The sequence below is a fragment of the Nonomuraea purpurea genome (assembly GCF_042650645.1).
GTDB classification, from domain to species: Bacteria; Actinomycetota; Actinomycetes; order Streptosporangiales; family Streptosporangiaceae; genus Nonomuraea; species Nonomuraea purpurea.
The window spans coordinates 126,784-144,179 of record NZ_JBHSBI010000002.1 but is presented as its reverse complement, the minus strand read 5'-3'; the positions used below and the strand labels follow the sequence as shown (position 1 = coordinate 144,179).

General features: G+C 70.4%; 17 protein-coding genes. 7 read left to right on the top strand and 10 right to left on the bottom strand.

The window, feature by feature from the left end; all coding sequences use genetic code 11:
- The first annotated feature begins 32 nt into the window (after nucleotides 1-32).
- The 3 genes from ACFOY2_RS04265 to ACFOY2_RS04255 all read left to right on the top strand — a co-directional run bounded on the left by ACFOY2_RS04265 (nucleotide 33) and on the right by ACFOY2_RS04255 (nucleotide 1,884).
- Nucleotides 33-689 (top strand): HAD family hydrolase, encoded by a 657-nt coding sequence (locus ACFOY2_RS04265; protein WP_379526579.1) that lies wholly within the window; start codon nucleotides 33-35, stop codon nucleotides 687-689.
- A 9-nt stretch (nucleotides 690-698) separates the two neighbouring features.
- Nucleotides 699-1,628 carry a phosphotransferase gene (locus ACFOY2_RS04260; RefSeq protein ID WP_379526578.1) on the top strand — a complete coding sequence of 310 codons (930 nt, stop codon included), beginning with the start codon at nucleotides 699-701 and terminating at the stop codon, nucleotides 1,626-1,628.
- Between the two features lie 130 nt (nucleotides 1,629-1,758).
- Nucleotides 1,759-1,884 carry a hypothetical protein gene (locus ACFOY2_RS04255; RefSeq protein ID WP_379526577.1) on the top strand — a complete coding sequence of 42 codons (126 nt, stop codon included), beginning with the start codon at nucleotides 1,759-1,761 and terminating at the stop codon, nucleotides 1,882-1,884.
- A gap of 4 nt (nucleotides 1,885-1,888) precedes the next feature.
- Here ACFOY2_RS04255 and ACFOY2_RS04250 read toward each other — a convergent pair whose 3' ends face one another.
- The 7 genes from ACFOY2_RS04250 to ACFOY2_RS04220 form a co-directional block, all read right to left on the bottom strand.
- Nucleotides 1,889-2,608, bottom strand: coding sequence for an FkbM family methyltransferase (locus ACFOY2_RS04250; protein WP_379526576.1), 720 nt, complete (start codon nucleotides 2,606-2,608; stop codon nucleotides 1,889-1,891).
- A 42-nt stretch (nucleotides 2,609-2,650) separates the two neighbouring features.
- Nucleotides 2,651-3,346, bottom strand: coding sequence for a response regulator (locus ACFOY2_RS04245; protein WP_379526575.1), 696 nt, complete (start codon nucleotides 3,344-3,346; stop codon nucleotides 2,651-2,653).
- Nucleotides 3,343-4,542: a sensor histidine kinase gene (locus tag ACFOY2_RS04240; RefSeq protein ID WP_379526574.1), complete on the bottom strand. Its 1,200-nt coding sequence runs from the start codon at nucleotides 4,540-4,542 to the stop codon at nucleotides 3,343-3,345. The genes ACFOY2_RS04245 and ACFOY2_RS04240 overlap by 4 nt, the downstream gene beginning before the upstream one ends.
- 18 nt (nucleotides 4,543-4,560) lie before the next feature.
- On the bottom strand, nucleotides 4,561-5,820 hold the full coding sequence (locus tag ACFOY2_RS04235) for a class I SAM-dependent methyltransferase (RefSeq protein WP_379526573.1): 1,260 nt from the start codon (nucleotides 5,818-5,820) through the stop codon (nucleotides 4,561-4,563).
- Between the two features lie 4 nt (nucleotides 5,821-5,824).
- Nucleotides 5,825-7,174 (bottom strand): FAD-binding oxidoreductase, encoded by a 1,350-nt coding sequence (locus tag ACFOY2_RS04230; RefSeq protein ID WP_379526994.1) that lies wholly within the window; start codon nucleotides 7,172-7,174, stop codon nucleotides 5,825-5,827.
- A gap of 145 nt (nucleotides 7,175-7,319) precedes the next feature.
- Entirely contained in the window at nucleotides 7,320-8,288 is a 969-nt protein-coding gene (locus ACFOY2_RS04225; RefSeq protein WP_379526572.1) for an NAD(P)-dependent oxidoreductase, read from the bottom strand.
- A gap of 58 nt (nucleotides 8,289-8,346) precedes the next feature.
- Nucleotides 8,347-9,888, bottom strand: a complete 1,542-nt coding sequence (locus ACFOY2_RS04220) for a serine/threonine-protein kinase (protein ID WP_379526571.1) — start codon at nucleotides 9,886-9,888, stop codon at nucleotides 8,347-8,349.
- Between the two features lie 141 nt (nucleotides 9,889-10,029).
- Here ACFOY2_RS04220 and ACFOY2_RS04215 point away from each other — a divergent pair, with 141 nt between their 5' ends.
- Complete coding sequence (locus ACFOY2_RS04215; RefSeq protein ID WP_379526570.1) at nucleotides 10,030-11,139, top strand: CaiB/BaiF CoA transferase family protein; 1,110 nt, start codon at nucleotides 10,030-10,032, stop codon at nucleotides 11,137-11,139.
- Nucleotides 11,136-12,290: a cytochrome P450 gene (locus ACFOY2_RS04210; protein ID WP_379526569.1), complete on the top strand. Its 1,155-nt coding sequence runs from the start codon at nucleotides 11,136-11,138 to the stop codon at nucleotides 12,288-12,290. The genes ACFOY2_RS04215 and ACFOY2_RS04210 overlap by 4 nt, the downstream gene beginning before the upstream one ends.
- Here the strand turns inward: ACFOY2_RS04210 and ACFOY2_RS04205 are convergent.
- A complete protein-coding gene (locus tag ACFOY2_RS04205) occupies nucleotides 12,215-13,477 on the bottom strand; it encodes an FAD-dependent monooxygenase (protein ID WP_379526568.1) in 1,263 nt (420 codons plus the stop codon). The genes ACFOY2_RS04210 and ACFOY2_RS04205 overlap by 76 nt on opposite strands.
- 83 nt (nucleotides 13,478-13,560) lie before the next feature.
- On the opposite strand from ACFOY2_RS04205, the gene ACFOY2_RS04200 reads away from it, so the two are divergent.
- A complete protein-coding gene (locus ACFOY2_RS04200; RefSeq protein ID WP_379526567.1) occupies nucleotides 13,561-14,082 on the top strand; it encodes a TetR/AcrR family transcriptional regulator in 522 nt (173 codons plus the stop codon).
- Nucleotides 14,083-14,240: 158 nt separating this feature from the next.
- Here the strand turns inward: ACFOY2_RS04200 and ACFOY2_RS04195 are convergent, their stop codons facing one another.
- A complete protein-coding gene (locus ACFOY2_RS04195; protein ID WP_357828646.1) occupies nucleotides 14,241-14,693 on the bottom strand; it encodes a GyrI-like domain-containing protein in 453 nt (150 codons plus the stop codon).
- A 96-nt stretch (nucleotides 14,694-14,789) separates the two neighbouring features.
- On the opposite strand from ACFOY2_RS04195, the gene ACFOY2_RS04190 reads away from it, so the two are divergent.
- A complete protein-coding gene (locus tag ACFOY2_RS04190) occupies nucleotides 14,790-16,229 on the top strand; it encodes a GuaB1 family IMP dehydrogenase-related protein (RefSeq protein ID WP_379526566.1) in 1,440 nt (479 codons plus the stop codon).
- Between the two features lie 400 nt (nucleotides 16,230-16,629).
- On the opposite strand, the gene ACFOY2_RS04185 is transcribed toward ACFOY2_RS04190, so the two are convergent.
- The gene (locus ACFOY2_RS04185) at nucleotides 16,630-17,385 is read right to left on the bottom strand and encodes an SDR family NAD(P)-dependent oxidoreductase (RefSeq protein WP_379526565.1); all 756 of its coding nucleotides are present in this window, start codon (nucleotides 17,383-17,385) and stop codon (nucleotides 16,630-16,632) included.
- Nucleotides 17,386-17,396: the final 11 nt, after the last annotated feature.

Genomic DNA, 17,396 nt, shown 5'->3' with positions numbered 1-17,396 from the left:
CGCCCCAAGCCCGGCCATTGGAGGAGACCCGCTTGCTCGCCCTCTTCGACCTGGACAACACGCTGATCGACCGGCTCGACGCGTTCCGCCGCTGGGCCGCCGAGTTCGCCTCCGAGCGTGGGCTCGACGAGGCCGACGTCGCCTGGATGGAGGCGCTCGACGCCGACGGCTACTGTCCCAGGGACACGTTCCTCTCGGGGGTCCGCGACCGGTTCGGGCTGGCCGAGCCAGTGGAGGAGCTGTGGCGGGCCTACCGGGTCCGGCTGCCGTTCCTGGTGTCGTGCCCGGACGAGGTGCTGTCTGGGCTCGACCGGCTGCGGGCCGCCGGGTGGGCGGTCGGGATCGTGACGAACGGCGCGGCGGACAGCCAGACCGGCAAGATCCGGCACAGCGGGCTGGCCGGGCGGGTGGACGGGTGGGCGATCTCCGGGGCGGAGGGCGTGTCCAAGCCGGACCGGCGGCTGTTCGAGATCGGCGCCGGGCGTTGCGGCGCGGTCCTGGGCGACGGCGGGTGGATGGTCGGGGACAACCCGGACGCGGACATCGCCGGCGGCCGGGCTGCCGGGCTGGGGACGGTCTGGATCGACCGCGGGCTGGGCGGGCAGTGCGCGGCCGACCACGTGGTGACCGACGCGATCGCCGCCATCGAGCTGCTTATCAGGATGAATCCGGACAGCCAGGGCCGATAGCGTGGCCGGATGCGAGATCGACCCGAGGGATTCGACGAACGGTTGCTGCGGCCCGCGCTGAGCGAGTGGGGCATCGAGGCCGCCCGGATCGACTACGCGCCGGTGGGATTCGGCGACTACCACTGGGTCGCCGACGGGCGGTGGTTCGTCACCGTGGCCGACGTGCGGCGCCGGTCGTTCGACGGGTTGCGGCCGGCCATGGACACGGCGGCGGCGCTGCGGGAGGAGGCGGGCCTCGGCTTCGTCGTGGCGCCGCTGCGCGCCTCCGACGGCACGACGCTGCTGCGGCTCGACCGCCACAGATACGCCATGAGCGTCTTCCCGTACATGGACGGCGTCGCCGGGGAGTTCGGGCACGAGCCGCCGGCGGAGGACCGCGGCCAGATCATCGACCTGCTGGCCGAACTGCACCGCACCCCGGCCCCGCTCTCGACCCCCGACCGGCCGGTGGAGCTGGAGGGGCGGGCCGGGCTTGAGCAGTCGCTGGCGGACGCGGGACGGCCCTGGCTGGGCGGCCCGCTCGCCGAACCCGCCAGGGAGCTGATCGCCGAACACGCGGGGACGCTGCGGCGCAGGCTGGAGGAGTTCGACCGGGCGGCCGAGAAGGCCGGGCAGCCGGTGGTGACGCACGGCGAGCCGCACCCGGGCAACGTGCTGCGGGCGGACGGGCGGCCGCTGCTGGTCGACTGGGACACGGTCGGGCTGGCCGCGCCGGAACGCGACCTGTGGCTGGTCGCACGGGGGCCCGATGACCTGGCCAGGTACGCCGAGGCCACCGGCCGCGCCCCCGACCCGGCCGTCATGGACCTCTACCGGCTGCGGTGGGCGCTGAACGACGTGGCGGAGTTCGTGGCCTGGTTCCGCGCACCGCATGGGCGCACGCCGGACGCCGAGGACAGTTTCACCTACCTGAGCCAGACCCTCGAAGCCCTGCGCTGAACCGCTGACCGCTCCGCTGCGTTTCTCAGAAAGAGCGGCATAACAGAATGAGAAACTGATTCGCACTCGACGGATGCTGATTGTAATCTTACGATCACATTAAGCAGTCAGGCGAGGCAAAGGAGATCCCGTGGGACGGCATGAGAAGCCCCACACTGCCAAGGACCAGCCGGACGACGCCCAAGAAGGCTCCAACCAGGACGAGGTCCATCAGAGCCGCGGCAAGCACGCCGCGGCTTCCAAGGACGAGAAGTAGGCGTTCAGGTGGCGGCGGTGAACAGGTAATTGCGCCGTCGTGGGCGCACCGCGTCCGTTCTGTGCCATCGATGGCTGTGCCAGACGTGCATGCGGTAGCCGAGCCCGATCAGCGAACCCGCCACCTCCGATGAGTTCATGCCGTACTTGTCGAGGTGGCGGTCTTCGATCTCCAGCAGCAGCGTCGGCCGGTGTTGTTCGATGGTCCAGGCGGCGCCGCGCAGCACCTGCGCCTCGGCGCCTTCGACGTCCATCTTGATGAAGTCCACGCGCGGGATCTCGCGCAGTTCGCAGACGCGGTCCACGGTGTACACCGGCACCTCCAGCGTCTTGCCCGAGGTGAACCTGCCCGGGTGTTTCAGCCCGTGTCCCAGGTGCGCCCAGCCGTGGATGGGCAGGCCGAACCGGTAGGGCAGCCGCAGCCGCTGATACCCGGTCGTCGATCCGAGCGCGGCGTTGGTGACCACGACGTTGTGTGCGCCCGTCGCGCGCCGGCCCGCCGAAAGGATCCGGTACGGCACCGGCAGCGGTTCGAAGCTGTGCACCCGCCCGGCCGGGCCGGCGAGGCGGGCCAGCGGATAGGTGTACATCCCGTAGGCGGCCCCGATGTCCAAGCAGATCGCCCCAGGCCGGACGTAGCGGGACAGGCCAAGCAGTTCGGGTTCGCTGAGCGACACGGTCGCCCCCGCCCGCAGCATCGCCGCCGCGGCTCTCACTCTGTTCATGCCGACGACGGTAGGAACAGGACAGGGCCGGACGGATCACCCTCAGGAGCGCAGTTCCGGCCCGCGACGTGCCCCCGGGGAGGGAGTGCCCGGCACGACCAGGCCGCTCTCGTAGGCCAGCACCACCGCCTGCGCCCGGTCGCGCAGGCCCAGCTTGGCGAAGATGCGGCCGACGTGGGACTTCACGGTCTCCTCCGCGATCGTCAGCTCCACGGCGATCTCGGCGTTGGCCTGGCCTGAGGCCACCAGCCTGAGCACGTCCCTTTCGCGGGCGGTCAGCGCGTTCAGCCGCAGCGCCTCCCGTTCGTCGATGGGCCGTCTGGCGGCGAACTCCTCGATGAGCCTGCGGGTGACCGAGGGCGCGAGCAGGGCCTCGCCGGCGGCGACGACGCGGACGGCGGTGATGAGGTCCTCCGGCGGCGCGTCCTTGAGCAGGAAGCCGCTGGCGCCGCCGCGCAACGCCGCGTAGACGTAGTCGTCGATGTCGAAGGTGGTCAGGATCAGCACCTTGGTCCGGCGGCCCGCCTCGGTGATGCGGCGGGTGGCCTCCAGGCCGTCGAGGTTGGGCATGCGCACGTCCATGAGGACGACGTCGGGGCGCAGGTCGCGGGCCGCCGCCACCGCCTCCAGGCCGTCCGCGGCCTGCCCTGCCACCGTCAGGTCCGGCTGGGCGCCGAGCAGCGCCGCGAACCCGGCCCTGATCATCGCCTGGTCGTCGACGACGAGCACCGTGATCATCCACCGTCTCCCCTCGGCAGTTCCGCGCGTACGGCGAAGCCGCCCTCGTCCGTCGCTCCCGTCGTGAGCCGCCCGCCCAGCGCCGCCACCCGCTCGCGCATGCCGATCAGCCCCAGCCCCGATCCCGCGGGCGCGGGGGCGGCCGGACGGCGCGGGGGCCGGTTCTCCACCTCCACCGTGACGCGGTCATCGGCGGCGGCGACGGTGACCGTGGTCTCGGCGGCCGGCGCGTGACGGACGACGTTGCTCAGCGCCTCCTGGACGACCCGGTACACGGTGACGGACTGGACCGGCGACAGCTCCAGGTCGGCGGCCGACAACCGGACGGGCACGCCCGCGCGGCGCACCGACTCCACGAGCTTGCCGAGGTCGTCCAGCCCCGGCTGTGGCTCGGTCTGAGGCCCCTGCGACCGAGGCGCGTCGCCGGAGCCGCGCAGCGCGCCGAGCAGGTGGCGCATGTCCTGGATGGAGGCGCGGGCGGCGGCGTTGAGGTCGGCGAACTCCCGCGCCACCTCCTCGTTCACCCCGCCCGGGATGCGGTACGGCGCGCTCGCTGCCCGCACCGCGATCACCGACATGTGGTGGGCCACCACGTCGTGCAGTTCCCTGGCGATGCGCGCCCGCTCCTCCAGGATGCGCAGCCGCCCGACCTCCTCGGCGACGCGTAAGGTGGCCAGCCGCCGCACCCGCCTGGCGTAGCCGAGAATCACCGCCGTCAGCAGGGCCAGCGCCCAGGACAACAGCCCTCTGGCCAGCCGGTCCGGCTCCATGTCCTGCGGCAGGGCCACGGCGGCCCCGGCGGCGAGCGTGAGGACGAATGCGGCGGCCGTCACGCGCACGCCGGCCGACAGCGCCAGCACGTACATCACCGGCAACTGGGCCAGCATCTGGTCGAAATACCACGGCAGCGGCACGATCAGGCTGTCGAGCACCAGCCCCAGGCCGGTGGGCACGACGGCCGCGGCGGTCATGGCCGCCCACGCGGCCACGGGCCGGTGCCAGGCCCACAACACCGGCCCCGCCACCAGCGCGGCGACGGGCACGGCCAGGATGCCGAACCCGCCGCTGACGGCGAAGAACAGCGCCTGCCAGATCAGCAGCCCGCAGGCCAGCACGACGAACGGCCGGCGGCGGAGCATCGGCTGGTCCGAGCCCGGCGCGGTGGGCACCCGGACGCCTCGCAGATCACGAAGCACCCTGGGAACCCTAACGGGTCACGGCCACGCGCGAGCCGGCCGCAGCGGCACCCCGGAGTGGCCCGCCCGGTCCAGCTTGACACCCAGCACCTGGTGGAGCTGGACCTTGTTGCGCTCGAAGCCGACGATGCAGCCCGCCATGTACAGAGCCCACACCCGGGCCGTGCCCATGCCGACCTCCTGGACGGCCTCATCCCAGTTGGCGTCCAGGTTGTCGCACCAGAACCGCAGCGTCCTGGCGTAGTGCTCGCGCAGGTTCTCCTCGTGCCTGATCTCGAAGCCGAGGTCCTCCATCTGCCGGACCAGCCAGCCCACCGACTCGAGCTCGCCGTCGGGGAAGACGTAGCGGTTGATGAAGCCGCCCTTGTTGAACGTCTTCTCCTTGCCGGTCGGCCGGGTGATGCAGTGGTTGAGCAGACGTCCGCCGGTCCGCAGCTTGCCGTACAGGAACGCGAAGTAGGACGGGACGTTGTCCTTGCCGATGTGCTCGGTGAGGCCGATGGAGCTGACCGCGTCGAAGTCGCCCTCCTCGACGTCGCGGTAGTCCATGTGGCGGACCTCGGCCAGGTCCTGCAGCCCGGCCTCGACGATGGCCTTCTGCGCCCACTCGGCCTGCTGCTTGCTCAGCGTCACGCCCAGGGCCTTGACGCCGTAGTGCTTGGCCGCGTGCATGACCATGCCGCCCCAGCCGCAGCCCACGTCGAGCAGCCGCATGCCCGGTTTGAGGCCCAGCTTGCGGGCCACCAGGTCGAACTTGGTGTACTGGGCCTCCTCCAGCGTCGAGCCGTCCTCGGGGAAGACGGCGCAGGTGTAGGCCATGGAGGGGCCGAGAACCCACCGGTAGAAGCGGTTGGAGACGTCGTAGTGGTGGTGGATGGCCTCGGCGTCGCGCTGCTTGGCGTGGCGGGAGCCCAGGCGGGCCAGGGCGCTCTGCCGCATCTCCTGCGGAGGCGGCGGGACGCGCATGAGGAGCGGTTTGACGCCGAGCGAGCGCACGGCGGCGAGCTTCTCGGTCGTGCTCAGGTCGTTCGTGGTGATGTTCCACATGCGGTCGAGCAGCGTGTAGATGTCGCCGTGCACGTCGATGTGCCCGGCGATGTAGGCCCTGGCCAGGCCGAGCTCTCCAGGGGCGTGTGCCAGGTAGGCCACCGCGATGGGGGACTTGACCTCAAGGGTCACGTCGGCCCCGTCGGGTCCGGCCTTGCTGCCGTCGTACGCCATGAACGAGATGTTGGCGTCGGCACTGACGATCTTCTCAAAGATGGATGCGAGAGCCATCGACTCACCTTCCCCGTACACACTTTTCGTACAGGTCCAGCAGGCGACCCTTTCGATCGTATTCCCGCTTGACCGGCCAATAAGCGTCGCCGTTGTACAGGCGCCAGAACTGCTCGCGGGCGTAGAACGAGGTCGAGTAGAGCGACTTGTGGCCGTCGAGCTCGTGCACCTCGTTCTCGATGAGCTGGTTGTAGTAGCCGTCGAACTGCCCCCGCGGCAGCGGCACCATACCCCAGAAACCGAAGTTGACATACAGCTTTTTGGGCTCCAGCGGATAGAGCGGCCAGCGCGAGCTCGCGCGCAGGGGGCACATCCACACCGGCGTCATGCCGACCTTGTCATGGAAGAACTCCAGGAACTCGGCGCCGCGCTCGATCGGCGCCTCGACGTCCTGGATGACGGACTCCTGCACGGGCTGGCCGCGCCACCGGTCGACGCGGGCGGTCACGCCGTACCTGCGGTCGAGTGCCACCAGGCGGCGGTAGACGTCGGAGCGCATCCAGCGGCGCGGCATCAGCGAGCGCACCACCGGCTGCTGCACGCCGAACGCGCGCGAGCACCAGAACCAGTCGGTGTCCCATCGCCACAGGTAGTCGCGGATGGTCAGCCAGTCGCGGTTGCGCTGCCTGATCGACTGGTAGTAGATGCGCATGCCGGTGTAGTCGGAGACGTAGGGGGCGCGGTCGGCGAAGCGGCCGAGCGTGATGTACATCTCGCCCGGGGCGAAGTAGACGCCGTCCACGAAGTCGACGTTCTCGCCGTCGTGCACCATGCTGTCGCAGATCTCCTGCATGGCCAGCATGCACTTGGCGGCGTCGGTGAACCTGACGTGCGTGAGGTGCACGTACGGCTGCACCTGGCGGAGCCTGATCCTGATGCGCAGGGCGTAGCCGAGCGTGCCGTAGGAATTGGGGAAGGCGCGGAAGAGGTCGCGGTGCTCGTTGTCGTCGCGGGCCACGACGACGCGCCCGTCGCCGGTGAGGATCTCCAGTTCCTCGACCGACTCGTGCGGCAGGCCGTCCCTGAAGCTGGTGGACTCGATGCCGAGCCCGGTCACGGCGCCGCCGAGGGTGATGGTCTTGAGCTGCGGCACCACGTAGGGCATCAGCCCGTACGGCAGCGTGGCGTCCACCAGGTGCTCGTAGGTGGTCATGCCCTGGACCTCGGCGGTCATGGTCTCGGGGTCGACGCTGATGACCTCGTCGAGGTCTCTGGCCGACAGCTTGGCGCTCTTGCCCGAGTCGCGGAACCTGAACAGGTTGGACGTGGCTTTGGCCAGGCGGGGCGCGGCGTCACCGGGGATCTCGGCGTAGGACTGCCGGATCTGCTCTACGGCCCTCTGGTGTGTCGACATCGTCGTCGTCACGAAAGCACCCCCTTGAGCTGGCAGAGATCGTCCGTAAGACCGTATCTCCCTCGGGCGACCCGGAATAGAGCGGGGTCGTTAAAGACACGAAAACTGTTCATAGTGCCAGGTGAAACGCGCACCTGGAAGGTGATTACGGAAACTTTCTACGGATCGTAGACATTAATCCGTTAAGTACAGAGTTGACCTCGCGGCCTTCTATCGCGGCGGCGAGATTGTCCAAAGTGGCCGTGAGCAGGCGACTTGTGGATTCCGGCGTGACGCCGGCCACGTGCGGCGAGAGCAGGACACCCGGCAGATCGCGCAGCGGGTCGTCGGCCGGCAGCGGCTCGACGTCGAACACGTCGAGCGCCGCTCCGCCGAGCCGGCCCGCGCGCAGGCTCTCGGCCAGCGCCGCCTGGTCGACCACGCCGCCCCTGGCCGCGTTGACGAGCAGGGCGCCCTGCTTCATCCTGCGCGGGTCGACCAGGCCGCGGGTCTCCTCGGACAGGGCGATCACGACGACCACGACGTCGCTGCCGGCGATCAGGGTGTCCAGGTCCTCGAAGCCGGCGTCGGCGCGGGGCGTGCGGGTCCAGTAGGAGACCTCGCAGCCCAGGGCGCGGAAGATCCTGGCGCACGAGGCGCCGATCGAGCCGTATCCGACGACGCCGACGCGGCGACCGTGCAGTTCGTACGGCTGCAGCCCCTGCTGGGGCCACTCGCCCGCGCGTACGGCCGCATCGGCGGCGCCCAGCTTGCGCGACAACGACAACGCGGCGGCCAGGCACCACTCGGAGACCGCGGCGGCGCTGACGCCCGGCGTGTTGGCCAGCGGCACCCCGGCGGCCGCCAGGGCGTCGAGGTCGTGGCCGTCCACGCCCACCGACGGCTGCTGCACGAACGCCAGCAGCGGCGCGGCGGCGACCGCCTCGGCGTCCATGACGAGCGTGCCCGTCCAGTCGCCGAGCACGATCTCCGCCTTCGGCAGCGCCGCGAGCAGCGCGTCCCTGTCACGCTCCGCCGGCACGCACACCGCCACCTGATCGCCGAGCGGGGCGAGCAGGTGGCGGATGAGCTCTTCGGGCAGCGGAGGCAGGGCGAGAAGGTTCCAGGGACTCATGAGCCCTCCTTCGTCGGCCTCATGATTGGTTGCTTACTGATGCCCTCGACAAGCTCGGTCATGCCCTCACAGTAAAGCTACTGATCACCTGTCGCATGAGTGCCCTGTTACGCAGCCATTGGGCCTCGCTGACCGTCCACGACACGATGTAGGCGGTGTTGCCGGCGGTCACCGCGCGGCGTATCTCGCGGTAGCGGGTGCCCGGCGTGGCCCAGCGCGGGTCGCCCGCCTGGCCCGCCGTCCAGGAGAACTCCCATTCCACGGCCTTGGCGCCCTGGTGCACGACGCTTCTGCGGCCGCGGTCGACGACGTTCTGGGCGTTCTGCCGGAGCGTCTCCTCCGAGCTGCGCATGAGCTCATTGGGATCCACCACGGAGTAGCTGGCCTCGACGCCGAGGTGGGCGTTCCTGTCCCTGCGCGTCCACTCGGTGTTGGCCTCTTGGAGGGCGCCCTTCCAGCCGGTCGGCCGCAGGATCGACCAGCCGTCGCGCGACTTCCACGCGCGTACCGCGGGGACGATCCTGGTCACGCTCGGCGTCGGCGTGGGTGTGGGCGTCGCGCTCGGCGTGGCGGAGGCGGTGACCGGCATAAGCGGGCTGGTCGCGGCGGCGGGCTGGGCGGTGGCGCGCGGGGCGCCCTCCGCGGGGGAGGCGAGCCTGAAGTAGGCGACCGTGCCGCCCGCGACCACCACGATCGCCGCCGTGGCCGCCGCGAGCAGGGCTCTGCCCCGCCCCCGGCGCGGTTTCTTCTCCGGCACGTCCCGGTCGGCGTGCGCGGGCCTGGAGGCGACGATGGCGGCCAGCAGCCGGTCGGCCTCCTCGGCGCCGATGCGGTCCTCCGGCTCCTTCTGCAGCAGGCCCTTCAGCACCGGGTGCATGGCCGGCGGGATCCTGCGGTAGTCGGGCTCCTCGGTGAGCAGCGCGTTGAGCGTCGCCATCGGGTCGCCCCGGTCGAACGGCGAGCGTCCGACCATGCAGGCGTACAGCGTGGCGCCCAGCGACCACAGGTCGGAGGCGGGGCCGGAGTCGGCCGCGCGGACCCGTTCCGGCGCGAGGAAGCTCGGCGAGCCCGTCACCATGCCGGTGCTGGTCAGCGACGGGTCGCCCTCGAGCGTGGCGATGCCGAAGTCGGTCAGCACGGCCCGGCCGTCGTCGGTCATCAGGATGTTGCTGGGCTTGACGTCCCGGTGCAGGATCCCGGCCTCGTGGGCGGCCCGCAGCGCGGACAGCACCTGCCGGCCCACGTCGGCCGCCTCCCGCACCGGCAGCGCGCCCAAGGTGAGCACGATCTGCTCGATCGAGGGGTGACGGATCAGCTCCATCACCACCCACGGCCGCCCGCCCTCCTCGACCACGTCGTAGACCGCGACGACGGACGGATGGTTGAGCTTGGCCGCGGTGCGCGCCTCACGTGCGGTTCTTAAGAGCTGGCGCTCCTGGTCGCCGGGCGACAGAGTGTCCGGCAGCAGCACTTCCTTGATGGCCACCTGCCGGTTGAGCAAGGTGTCGCGGCCTTCCCAGACCACGCCCATGCCGCCGCGGCCCAGTTCGCGCAGTAACTGGTAGCGCCCTGCGATGAGCTGGTTGCTATCCGAAACCATGTCCTACCCCTGTAGACCACCCGATCAGTGGGCAAGTTTCCCACACCTCCCAGGTCTTCGCCGGAAGGACGGGAAGGCGGCTTGCCACAGCTCACCGAATGTTGTTCTACTGAGGCGGAGTCCACACCAAAGGAGATCCTAATGGCGGGTCCGCTCGACGGGGTACGCGTGCTGGAACTGGCCGGCCTCGCACCTGGGCCGTTCGCCGGGATGATGCTGGCCGACCACGGTGCCGAGGTGCTGCGGGTGGACCGCGTCAAGGCGGTCTCCGACAAGCCGCGCAGGGACGTCATGGACCGCGGCAAACACACGATCGGCCTGGACCTGAAGTCCCCGGAAGGCGTTCGCGCGTTCAAGGAACTGGCACGCCACGCGGACGTCGTGATCGAGGTGTTCCGGCCCGGCGTGGCCGAACGGCTCGGCATCGGCCCCGAGGACCTGCACGCCGTCAACGAGCGACTGGTCTACGGCCGGATGACCGGCTGGGGCCAGGACGGGCCGCTCGCCCCCACGGCCGGGCACGACATCGACTACATCGCGATCTCCGGCGTGCTGTCGATGCTGGGCAGGCAGGGCGACAAGCCGACGCCGCCGATCAACATCCTCGGCGACTTCGCCGGCGGCGGGCTCATGCTCGCCTACGGCGTGCTGCTGGCGCTGTTCGAGCGGGAGCGCACCGGGCGGGGCCGGGTGATCGACGCGGCCATGGTGGACGGGGCCGCGATCCTGTTCTCGATGTTCTACCAGGCCGTGCAGAGCGGCGCGTGGGGCCCGCAGGGCACCAACCTGCTCGACACCGGCGCGCCCCAGTACGACACCTACGAGACCGCCGACGGCCTGCACGTGGCCGTCGGATCGCTGGAACCGCAGTTCTGGGAGGCGATGGTGACCCGCATGGGACTGACCGACCTGCCCGACAGGAACGACAGGACGCAGTGGCCCGCGCTGAAGGCCCGCCTGGCCGAGGCGTTCAAGACCAGGACGCGGGCCGAGTGGGAGACCGTCTTCGACGGCTCGGACGCCTGCGTCTCGCCCGTGCTGTCCATGGGCGAGGCCGCCGCCCACCCCCACAACGTGGCCAGGGGCCTGTTCGCCGACGTCGGCGGCGTCACCCAGCCGCGCCCCGCGCCCCGCCTGCTCGGCGTCCCCGAGCGGGACCTGTCCCCCGCCACCCGCCTGGACGACCTGTCGGAGTGGGGCCTGTCGCGGGAGGAGGCCGACAAGCTGCGCGCGCAGGGGGTGCTGGCGTGACCGGCTCACTCGACTTACTCGACGGCGACCTGTACGCGGGCGACCCCGACCCCGTCTACGCCTGGCTGCGCGAGCACGCCCCCGCCTATCACGACGTGGGCAACGGCCTGTGGGGCATCTCCCGCCACGCCGACATCGCGGCCATCGAGCGCGACCCCAAGCTGTGGACCAGCACCGTCGGTTACCGTCCCCAGTTGCCCTCCGAGCCGTCGATGATCGGCCTGGACGATCCCGAGCACGCCGAGCGCCGCCGCCTCCTCTACCGCCGTTTCACGCCCCGCCACGTACGTGAGCGCCATTCCGGCCACATCCGCGAGTTTGTCGTCGAGCTGATCGACCGGGCGCTGGAGCACGGCACCGTGGACGCGGTGGCCGACCTGGCCGCGCCGCTTCCCGCCCGCGTGATCGGCCGGCTGCTCGGCTTCCCCGACGAGGACTGGCCGCGGCTCAAGCACTGGTCGGAGAGCACGATCGTGGCCGGCGGCGGGCTGCGCTACGTCACCCACGAGGCCGCCGTGGCCGCCGTCGAGTACGGCGCGGCGGTGCTTGAGCTGGCCGCAGAACGCCGGGCCCGGCCCAGGGACGACCTGGTGTCCCTGTGGTGCGCCGGGGGCTACGACGACGACCAGCTCGCCAACGAGGCCCTGCTGCTGCTCGACGGCGGCGCCGAGACCACCAGGACGGTCATCGCCACCGCGATCGACGCCCTCATCCGCCACCCGGCGCAGTGGCGGATGCTGCGCGAGAACCGTGAGCTGATGGAGGGGGCGGTGGAGGAGTTCATCAGGTGGACCACACCGATTCTCAACATGTGCCGCGCGGCCACCCGCGACACCTCCCTGCACGGGCAGCGGATCTCCACGGGGCAGCAGGTGCTGCTCATGTACGGGTCGGCCAACCGGGACCCCGAGGTGTTCGCCGATCCCGGCGTCTTCGACGTGACCAGGAAGCCGGGCGGGCACATCGCGTTCGGGCTGGGCACACACTTCTGTCTGGGGGCGGCGCTGGCCAGGCTGGAGCTGCGGATCTTCTTCGAGGAGTGGCTCGACCGGGTGGGCTCGGCCGGGTGGGCCGATCAGGAGGGGCCGCGCATCCTGCCCAACGCGTTCGTCAGGGGCGTGACGTCGTTCCCGATCACGGTCGCCGGATAGTCCTTCGGCGTGATCGAGTCGTGCAGACGCACGCCCTTGCTGCCCAGCTTGACCGCCGCCCTGGTCAGCCCCGCGGGCAGGCGGCCGACCAGCCGCACGCCCTGGGTGAGCGCCCACAGGTCGAACCGGGTGCCGGGCACGAGGCTCTTGGCGGCGTTGACGGCGAACGTGCGGCCGCGCCGGACGTAGTCCCCGATCTCGGCCTCGTAGGCGGGGAAGGCCCGCGTGTGGTCGCCGCCGTGCGCGGCCAGCTCACCCGCCAGGATGTACGCCCCCACGACCGCCAGGCTCGTGCTGCCGCCGACGGCCGGACCCGGGCAGTAGCCGGCGTCGCCGACGAGCGTCACCCGGCCGCGTGACCAGGAGTCGAGGCGGAGCTGGGTGATGGAGTCGAAGTAGAAGGCGGGCGTGTGCTCCAGCTCCGCCATGAGCCTGGGCACCTGCCGGCCCAGGCCGTCGAAGCGCTCCTTGAGCAGTTCCTTCTGCCGGGCGACGTCCCTGTGGTGGTAGTCGAGCTCCCGTTCCGTCCTGAACAGGAACACCGCCCGCGCGTCGGGCAGGTGGGCGGCGCCGTACATGCCGGCCATCCTGCCGATGCCCGCGACGATCTCCATGCGGCCGTCGAGGCCCAGGTAGTTGGGGACCGAGGCGACGGCCAGGTACGCGCCGATCCAGTGGGTGTAGCGCTCCTCCGGGCCGAAGACCAGGCGGCGCACGTTGGAGTGCAGGCCGTCGGCGCCGATCACCAGGTCGAACGTGGCCGGTTTTCCCCGCTCGAACGTCACCTCGCCGTCGTCGGAGATCGAGGTGATGGAGTCGCCGAAGACGTAGTCGGCGTCGTGACGGGTGGCGTCGTAGAAGATCTCGCTCAGGTCGTCGCGCATGATCTCGACGTGCCGGTCGGACATGGCGGTCATCACGCGGCGCAGCTCCAGCTCGACGGGCTTGTTGCGGCCCTCGCGGTACATCGACAGGTGTTCCGTGCCGGTCTTCCTCGCCAGGACCGGCTCCAGCACGCCCATCCGCTCGACGATGTCCATCGCCGGTCTGAACAGGTCGATCGCGTGGCCGCCCGTCTTGCGCGGCGCGGGGGCGCGCTCGACGACCGTGACGGCGCAGCCGTACCTGGTGAGCCAGTACGCCAGCGCCGGGCCCGCGATGCTCGCTCCCGAGATGAGGATTCTCATGACGCACTCCTTACTTAACGGAAGGTAAGTTCAGGCTAGCACGCGGGGCTTACTTAACGGAAGGTAAGGACTATTCTTGGACCATGCCCAGCGACACCAAGTCACGCATCCAGGCGGTGGCCCGCGAACTGTTCGTCCAGCAAGGCGTGCAGAACACCAGCCTGCGCCAGATCTCAGACCGGCTGGGCATCACCAAGCCCGCGCTCTACTACCACTTCGCCTCACGGGACGACCTGGTGCGCAGCATCGTGGAACCGCTGGTGGAGGACATCGAGCGGTTCGCCGCCACACGGGGGCCCGGCGACGCCCGCGTGCTGCTCGAAGACTACTTCGAGCTGATCTGGCGGCATCGCGAGGTGATCGTCATGATGGTGCGGGACCTGTCCGCGCTGGGGTACCTCGATCTGGGCGAGCGCATGTTCGGGTGGCGGCGGCAGATCATCGCCCTGCTGTTCGGGGACGAGCCGACGACGGCACAGCGGATCAGGGCCACGGTGGCGCTGGGCGGGATGTCAGACTGCGCCGTCGAATTTGCGGATCTGCCGCTGAACGAGGTCAAACCGACGGCCGTCGAAGCCGCCGCCGCCGCCCTCGCCCTCCCCTGACCACCCGCCCCCTTCGCCGGGCCCGCTCCAAACGTGCCCGGCTTAGCCGTATGACGCGCCCTGGCCCTTTGCCGGACAACGCGGGCGCGGCCCCTCCGTTGGACGGCCGCTGACCGCGCCCATCCCCACCCTCGGCCACAGAGCGCCGGCTTGACGACTCAGACGGCGACGTAGAGGTTGACGCCGCCGGGGTGGTGGACTTCCAGATCCGTGGTGAACGCGCGCGCCGGCGTACCGCCCGACTCCGTGTGCTTCCACACCTGCTGCCAGACGTCGACGAGCGACTGCGGCATCGGGCCGCGCGCCTCCCACATCAGCGTCTGGGCGGCCGGGACGCGCACGGCCACCATCCCCTCCGGCAGCCGTGGCACGGTGCGCACGGCGATGCCGACGATCTGCGTGTAGGCGCCATTGTGATCGTTCTCATAGTCGGTCAGCACCGCGTAGAGGTTCTCGTCAGCCCGTCCGGGCACGTGCGCGAAAGCACCCGGCGCGCCCGCCCGCCCCCACAACACCGGCAGTTTGGCCCGCTCAGGGTCCATCTCATCGGCATTCGTGGTGCGTACGGCCAAGCCGACCACAATCAACTCGGCTCGATCGGTGACGTTCACAGGCCCTCCCTCCCCCAAAAGTATCCCGGCCGATCATAAGGCCGGGAGAAAGGGGAAACTCCTGGGTGACCGTGTCAGCACATATGATGGATGAACGTGAAGTTTCTTAACGACCTCGAGCCATCTCACGATTTGACCTACAGCGACGTGTTCATGGTGCCGTCGCGTTCCTCGATCGGTTCCCGGCTCGCAGTCGATCTTTCGACTCACGACGGCACGGGCACCACCATCCCGGTCGTCGTGGCGAACATGACCGCGGTCGCAGGCCGGCGCATGGCCGAGACCGTGGCACGGCGGGGCGGCATCACCGTGATCCCGCAGGACATCCCCCTCGACGTCGTGGCGAACGTCGTCGACTGGGTCAAGAAGCGCGACCTCGTCCACGACACCCCACTCACCCTCACACCGCACGAAACCGTCGGCGAGGCGCTGCAACTGCTGCCCAAGCGGGCCCACGGCGCGATCATCGTGGTCGACTGGGAGAACCGGCCCGTCGGCGTCGTGACCGACGCCGACTGCCAGGGCGTCGACATGTTCACGCAGCTCTCGCACGTCATGTCCAGCGAACTGCTGACGTTGCCCGCCGGGCTCGACCCTCGGGACGCCTTCGACCGGCTGCACGAGGGCCGCCACCGCCTCGCGCCCATCGTGGACGAGTCAGGGCGGCTGGTCGGCATCCTCACCCGTACGGGCGCGCTGCGCGCCACCCTCTACCAGCCGGCGGTCGACGCCGGGGGCCGGCTGCGCATCGCGGCGGCGGTCGGCGTGAACGGCGACGTCGCCGCCAAGGCCAAGGAACTCCTGGAAGCCGGGATCGACTGCCTGGTCGTGGACACCGCGCACGGCCACCAGGAGAAGATGATCTCCGCACTGAACGCCGTCAAGGCCCTCGGGCCCGGCGTGCCCGTCGCGGCCGGCAACGTGGTGACCGCCGCCGGCGTACGCGACCTGATCGAGGCGGGGGCCGACATCGTCAAGGTCGGAGTGGGGCCCGGCGCCATGTGCACCACCCGCATGATGACCGGGGTGGGGCGTCCGCAGTTCTCGGCCGTGCTGGAATGCTCCGCCGAGGCACGCCGCCTGGGACGGCACGTGTGGGCGGACGGCGGCGTCCGCCACCCGCGTGACGTCGCCCTGGCCCTGGCCGCGGGGGCCGCCAACGTGATGATCGGCTCCTGGTTCGCCGGAACCTACGAATCGCCCGGCGACACCCACACCGACGCCAACGGGCGCAAGTACAAGGAGAACTTCGGCATGGCCTCGGCACGGGCCGTACGGCTCAGGACGGTCGAGGACTCGGCATTCGAACGGGCCAGGAAAGCGCTCTTCGAAGAGGGCATCTCGACCTCCAGGATGTACCTGGACCCGAAGCGGCCCAGCGTCGAGGACCAGATCGACGCCATCGTGGCCGGGTTGCGGTCGTCGTGCACGTACGCAGGGGCGGCGAACCTGGAGGAGTTCCACGAGCAGGCCGTCATCGGGGTCCAGAGCTCATCGGGCTACGCCGAGGGCATGCCACTCCACCAGAGCTGGTGACCCGAGGGGACGTCCGGCCACACGGGCGTACCCACCCCGAACCGAACTCCCCGCCCCCACCAGCCCCGCTTTTGCTCGGCCACACAACGTCACCCGAGAACCATCCGCTCACTCACACCCCCAACCCAGGGCCCTCCACCCCCGAAAACCACCCGCTCACTCACACCCCTAACCGGGGTCCTCCACCCCCAAGAGTCACCAGTTCCCCCCAGGCCACCAAAGGAGCCCTCCAAGCCCACCTTGGGCCAATCCCCAGAACCACCCGGCCCACCAGCCCGACTCGCCGCCCCGGGGCCCCGGTGCCCTGGGAGCGCTGCAACACCGGACCCCAGGAGCGCCGCGCCCCAAGAACCCGGAAGCACGGCACCCCAGGGCCCCTGGGGCCAAGAACCCCAGGGGCTCATGTGCGCCGCCAACCCCCAGCGGCCACGATCCCCCCGTCCACGTGCACCGTCGTCCCCGTGACAAAGCTCGCCAGCTCACTGGCCAGGAACACCGCCGCCCCCGCCGCGTCCTTCGGGTCGCCGAGGCGTCCGAGGGGCGGCACGCGTACGGGATCGTAGGGCAGCGGCCGAGCCAGCATCCGCTCGCGCACCCCCTCCTCCCCCTCGGTGCGCAGCGCGTCGGGAGCGATCGCGTTCACCCTGATGCCGCGCGGCGCCAACTCCAGCGCCAGCGTCTTCGTCAGACTCTCCAGCCCGGCCTTCATCGCCGCGTACACCGCGAACCCCGGCGCCGCCTGATGCGCCTCGCTGGAGGTCACGTTGATGATCGAGGATCCCGGAGGCATCATCGGCAGCAACTGCCGGATCATCCCGGTGACCTGTGTGAAGTTCTCCTCGATCAGGATCTGCTCACCGCGCGCCGAGGTGTCGCCGAACCCGGCGTGAAAGGTCCCGCCCGCATTGTTGACCAGCACGTCGACGCGCCCCCAGCGCTCGCGTACGGCCCGGGCGAACACCTCGACCGCCGCGTGATCACGCACGTCGAGCGTCATCGCCAGCTCGGCGCTCGGCTTGTCACGGTCGCAAACGGCCACATGAGCGCCGAACGCGGCGAACGCCTCCGCGATCGCCAGCCCGATGCCCCTGGCCGCCCCCGTGACGACGGCGACACGGCCGGTGAGCAGAATCGCGTCGGGAGAAAGGGCGGCCATGGACGATGACG

What these genes read in the sequence shown, in the direction of transcription:
- ACFOY2_RS04230 (WP_379526994.1), bottom strand. Translation starts at nt 7,174, where the DNA reads ATGTCGACACACCAGAGGGCCGTAGAGCAGATCCGGCAGTCCTACGCC.
- ACFOY2_RS04250 (WP_379526576.1), bottom strand. Translation starts at nt 2,608, where the DNA reads ATGAACAGAGTGAGAGCCGCGGCGGCGATGCTGCGGGCGGGGGCGACC.
- ACFOY2_RS04220 (WP_379526571.1), bottom strand. Translation starts at nt 9,888, where the DNA reads ATGGTTTCGGATAGCAACCAGCTCATCGCAGGGCGCTACCAGTTACTG.
- ACFOY2_RS04205 (WP_379526568.1), bottom strand. Translation starts at nt 13,477, where the DNA reads ATGAGAATCCTCATCTCGGGAGCGAGCATCGCGGGCCCGGCGCTGGCG.
- ACFOY2_RS04225 (WP_379526572.1), bottom strand. Translation starts at nt 8,288, where the DNA reads ATGAGTCCCTGGAACCTTCTCGCCCTGCCTCCGCTGCCCGAAGAGCTC.
- ACFOY2_RS04200 (WP_379526567.1), top strand. Translation starts at nt 13,561, where the DNA reads ATGCCCAGCGACACCAAGTCACGCATCCAGGCGGTGGCCCGCGAACTG.
- ACFOY2_RS04185 (WP_379526565.1), bottom strand. Translation starts at nt 17,385, where the DNA reads ATGGCCGCCCTTTCTCCCGACGCGATTCTGCTCACCGGCCGTGTCGCC.
- ACFOY2_RS04215 (WP_379526570.1), top strand. Translation starts at nt 10,030, where the DNA reads ATGGCGGGTCCGCTCGACGGGGTACGCGTGCTGGAACTGGCCGGCCTC.
- ACFOY2_RS04235 (WP_379526573.1), bottom strand. Translation starts at nt 5,820, where the DNA reads ATGGCTCTCGCATCCATCTTTGAGAAGATCGTCAGTGCCGACGCCAAC.
- ACFOY2_RS04245 (WP_379526575.1), bottom strand. Translation starts at nt 3,346, where the DNA reads ATGATCACGGTGCTCGTCGTCGACGACCAGGCGATGATCAGGGCCGGG.
- ACFOY2_RS04260 (WP_379526578.1), top strand. Translation starts at nt 699, where the DNA reads ATGCGAGATCGACCCGAGGGATTCGACGAACGGTTGCTGCGGCCCGCG.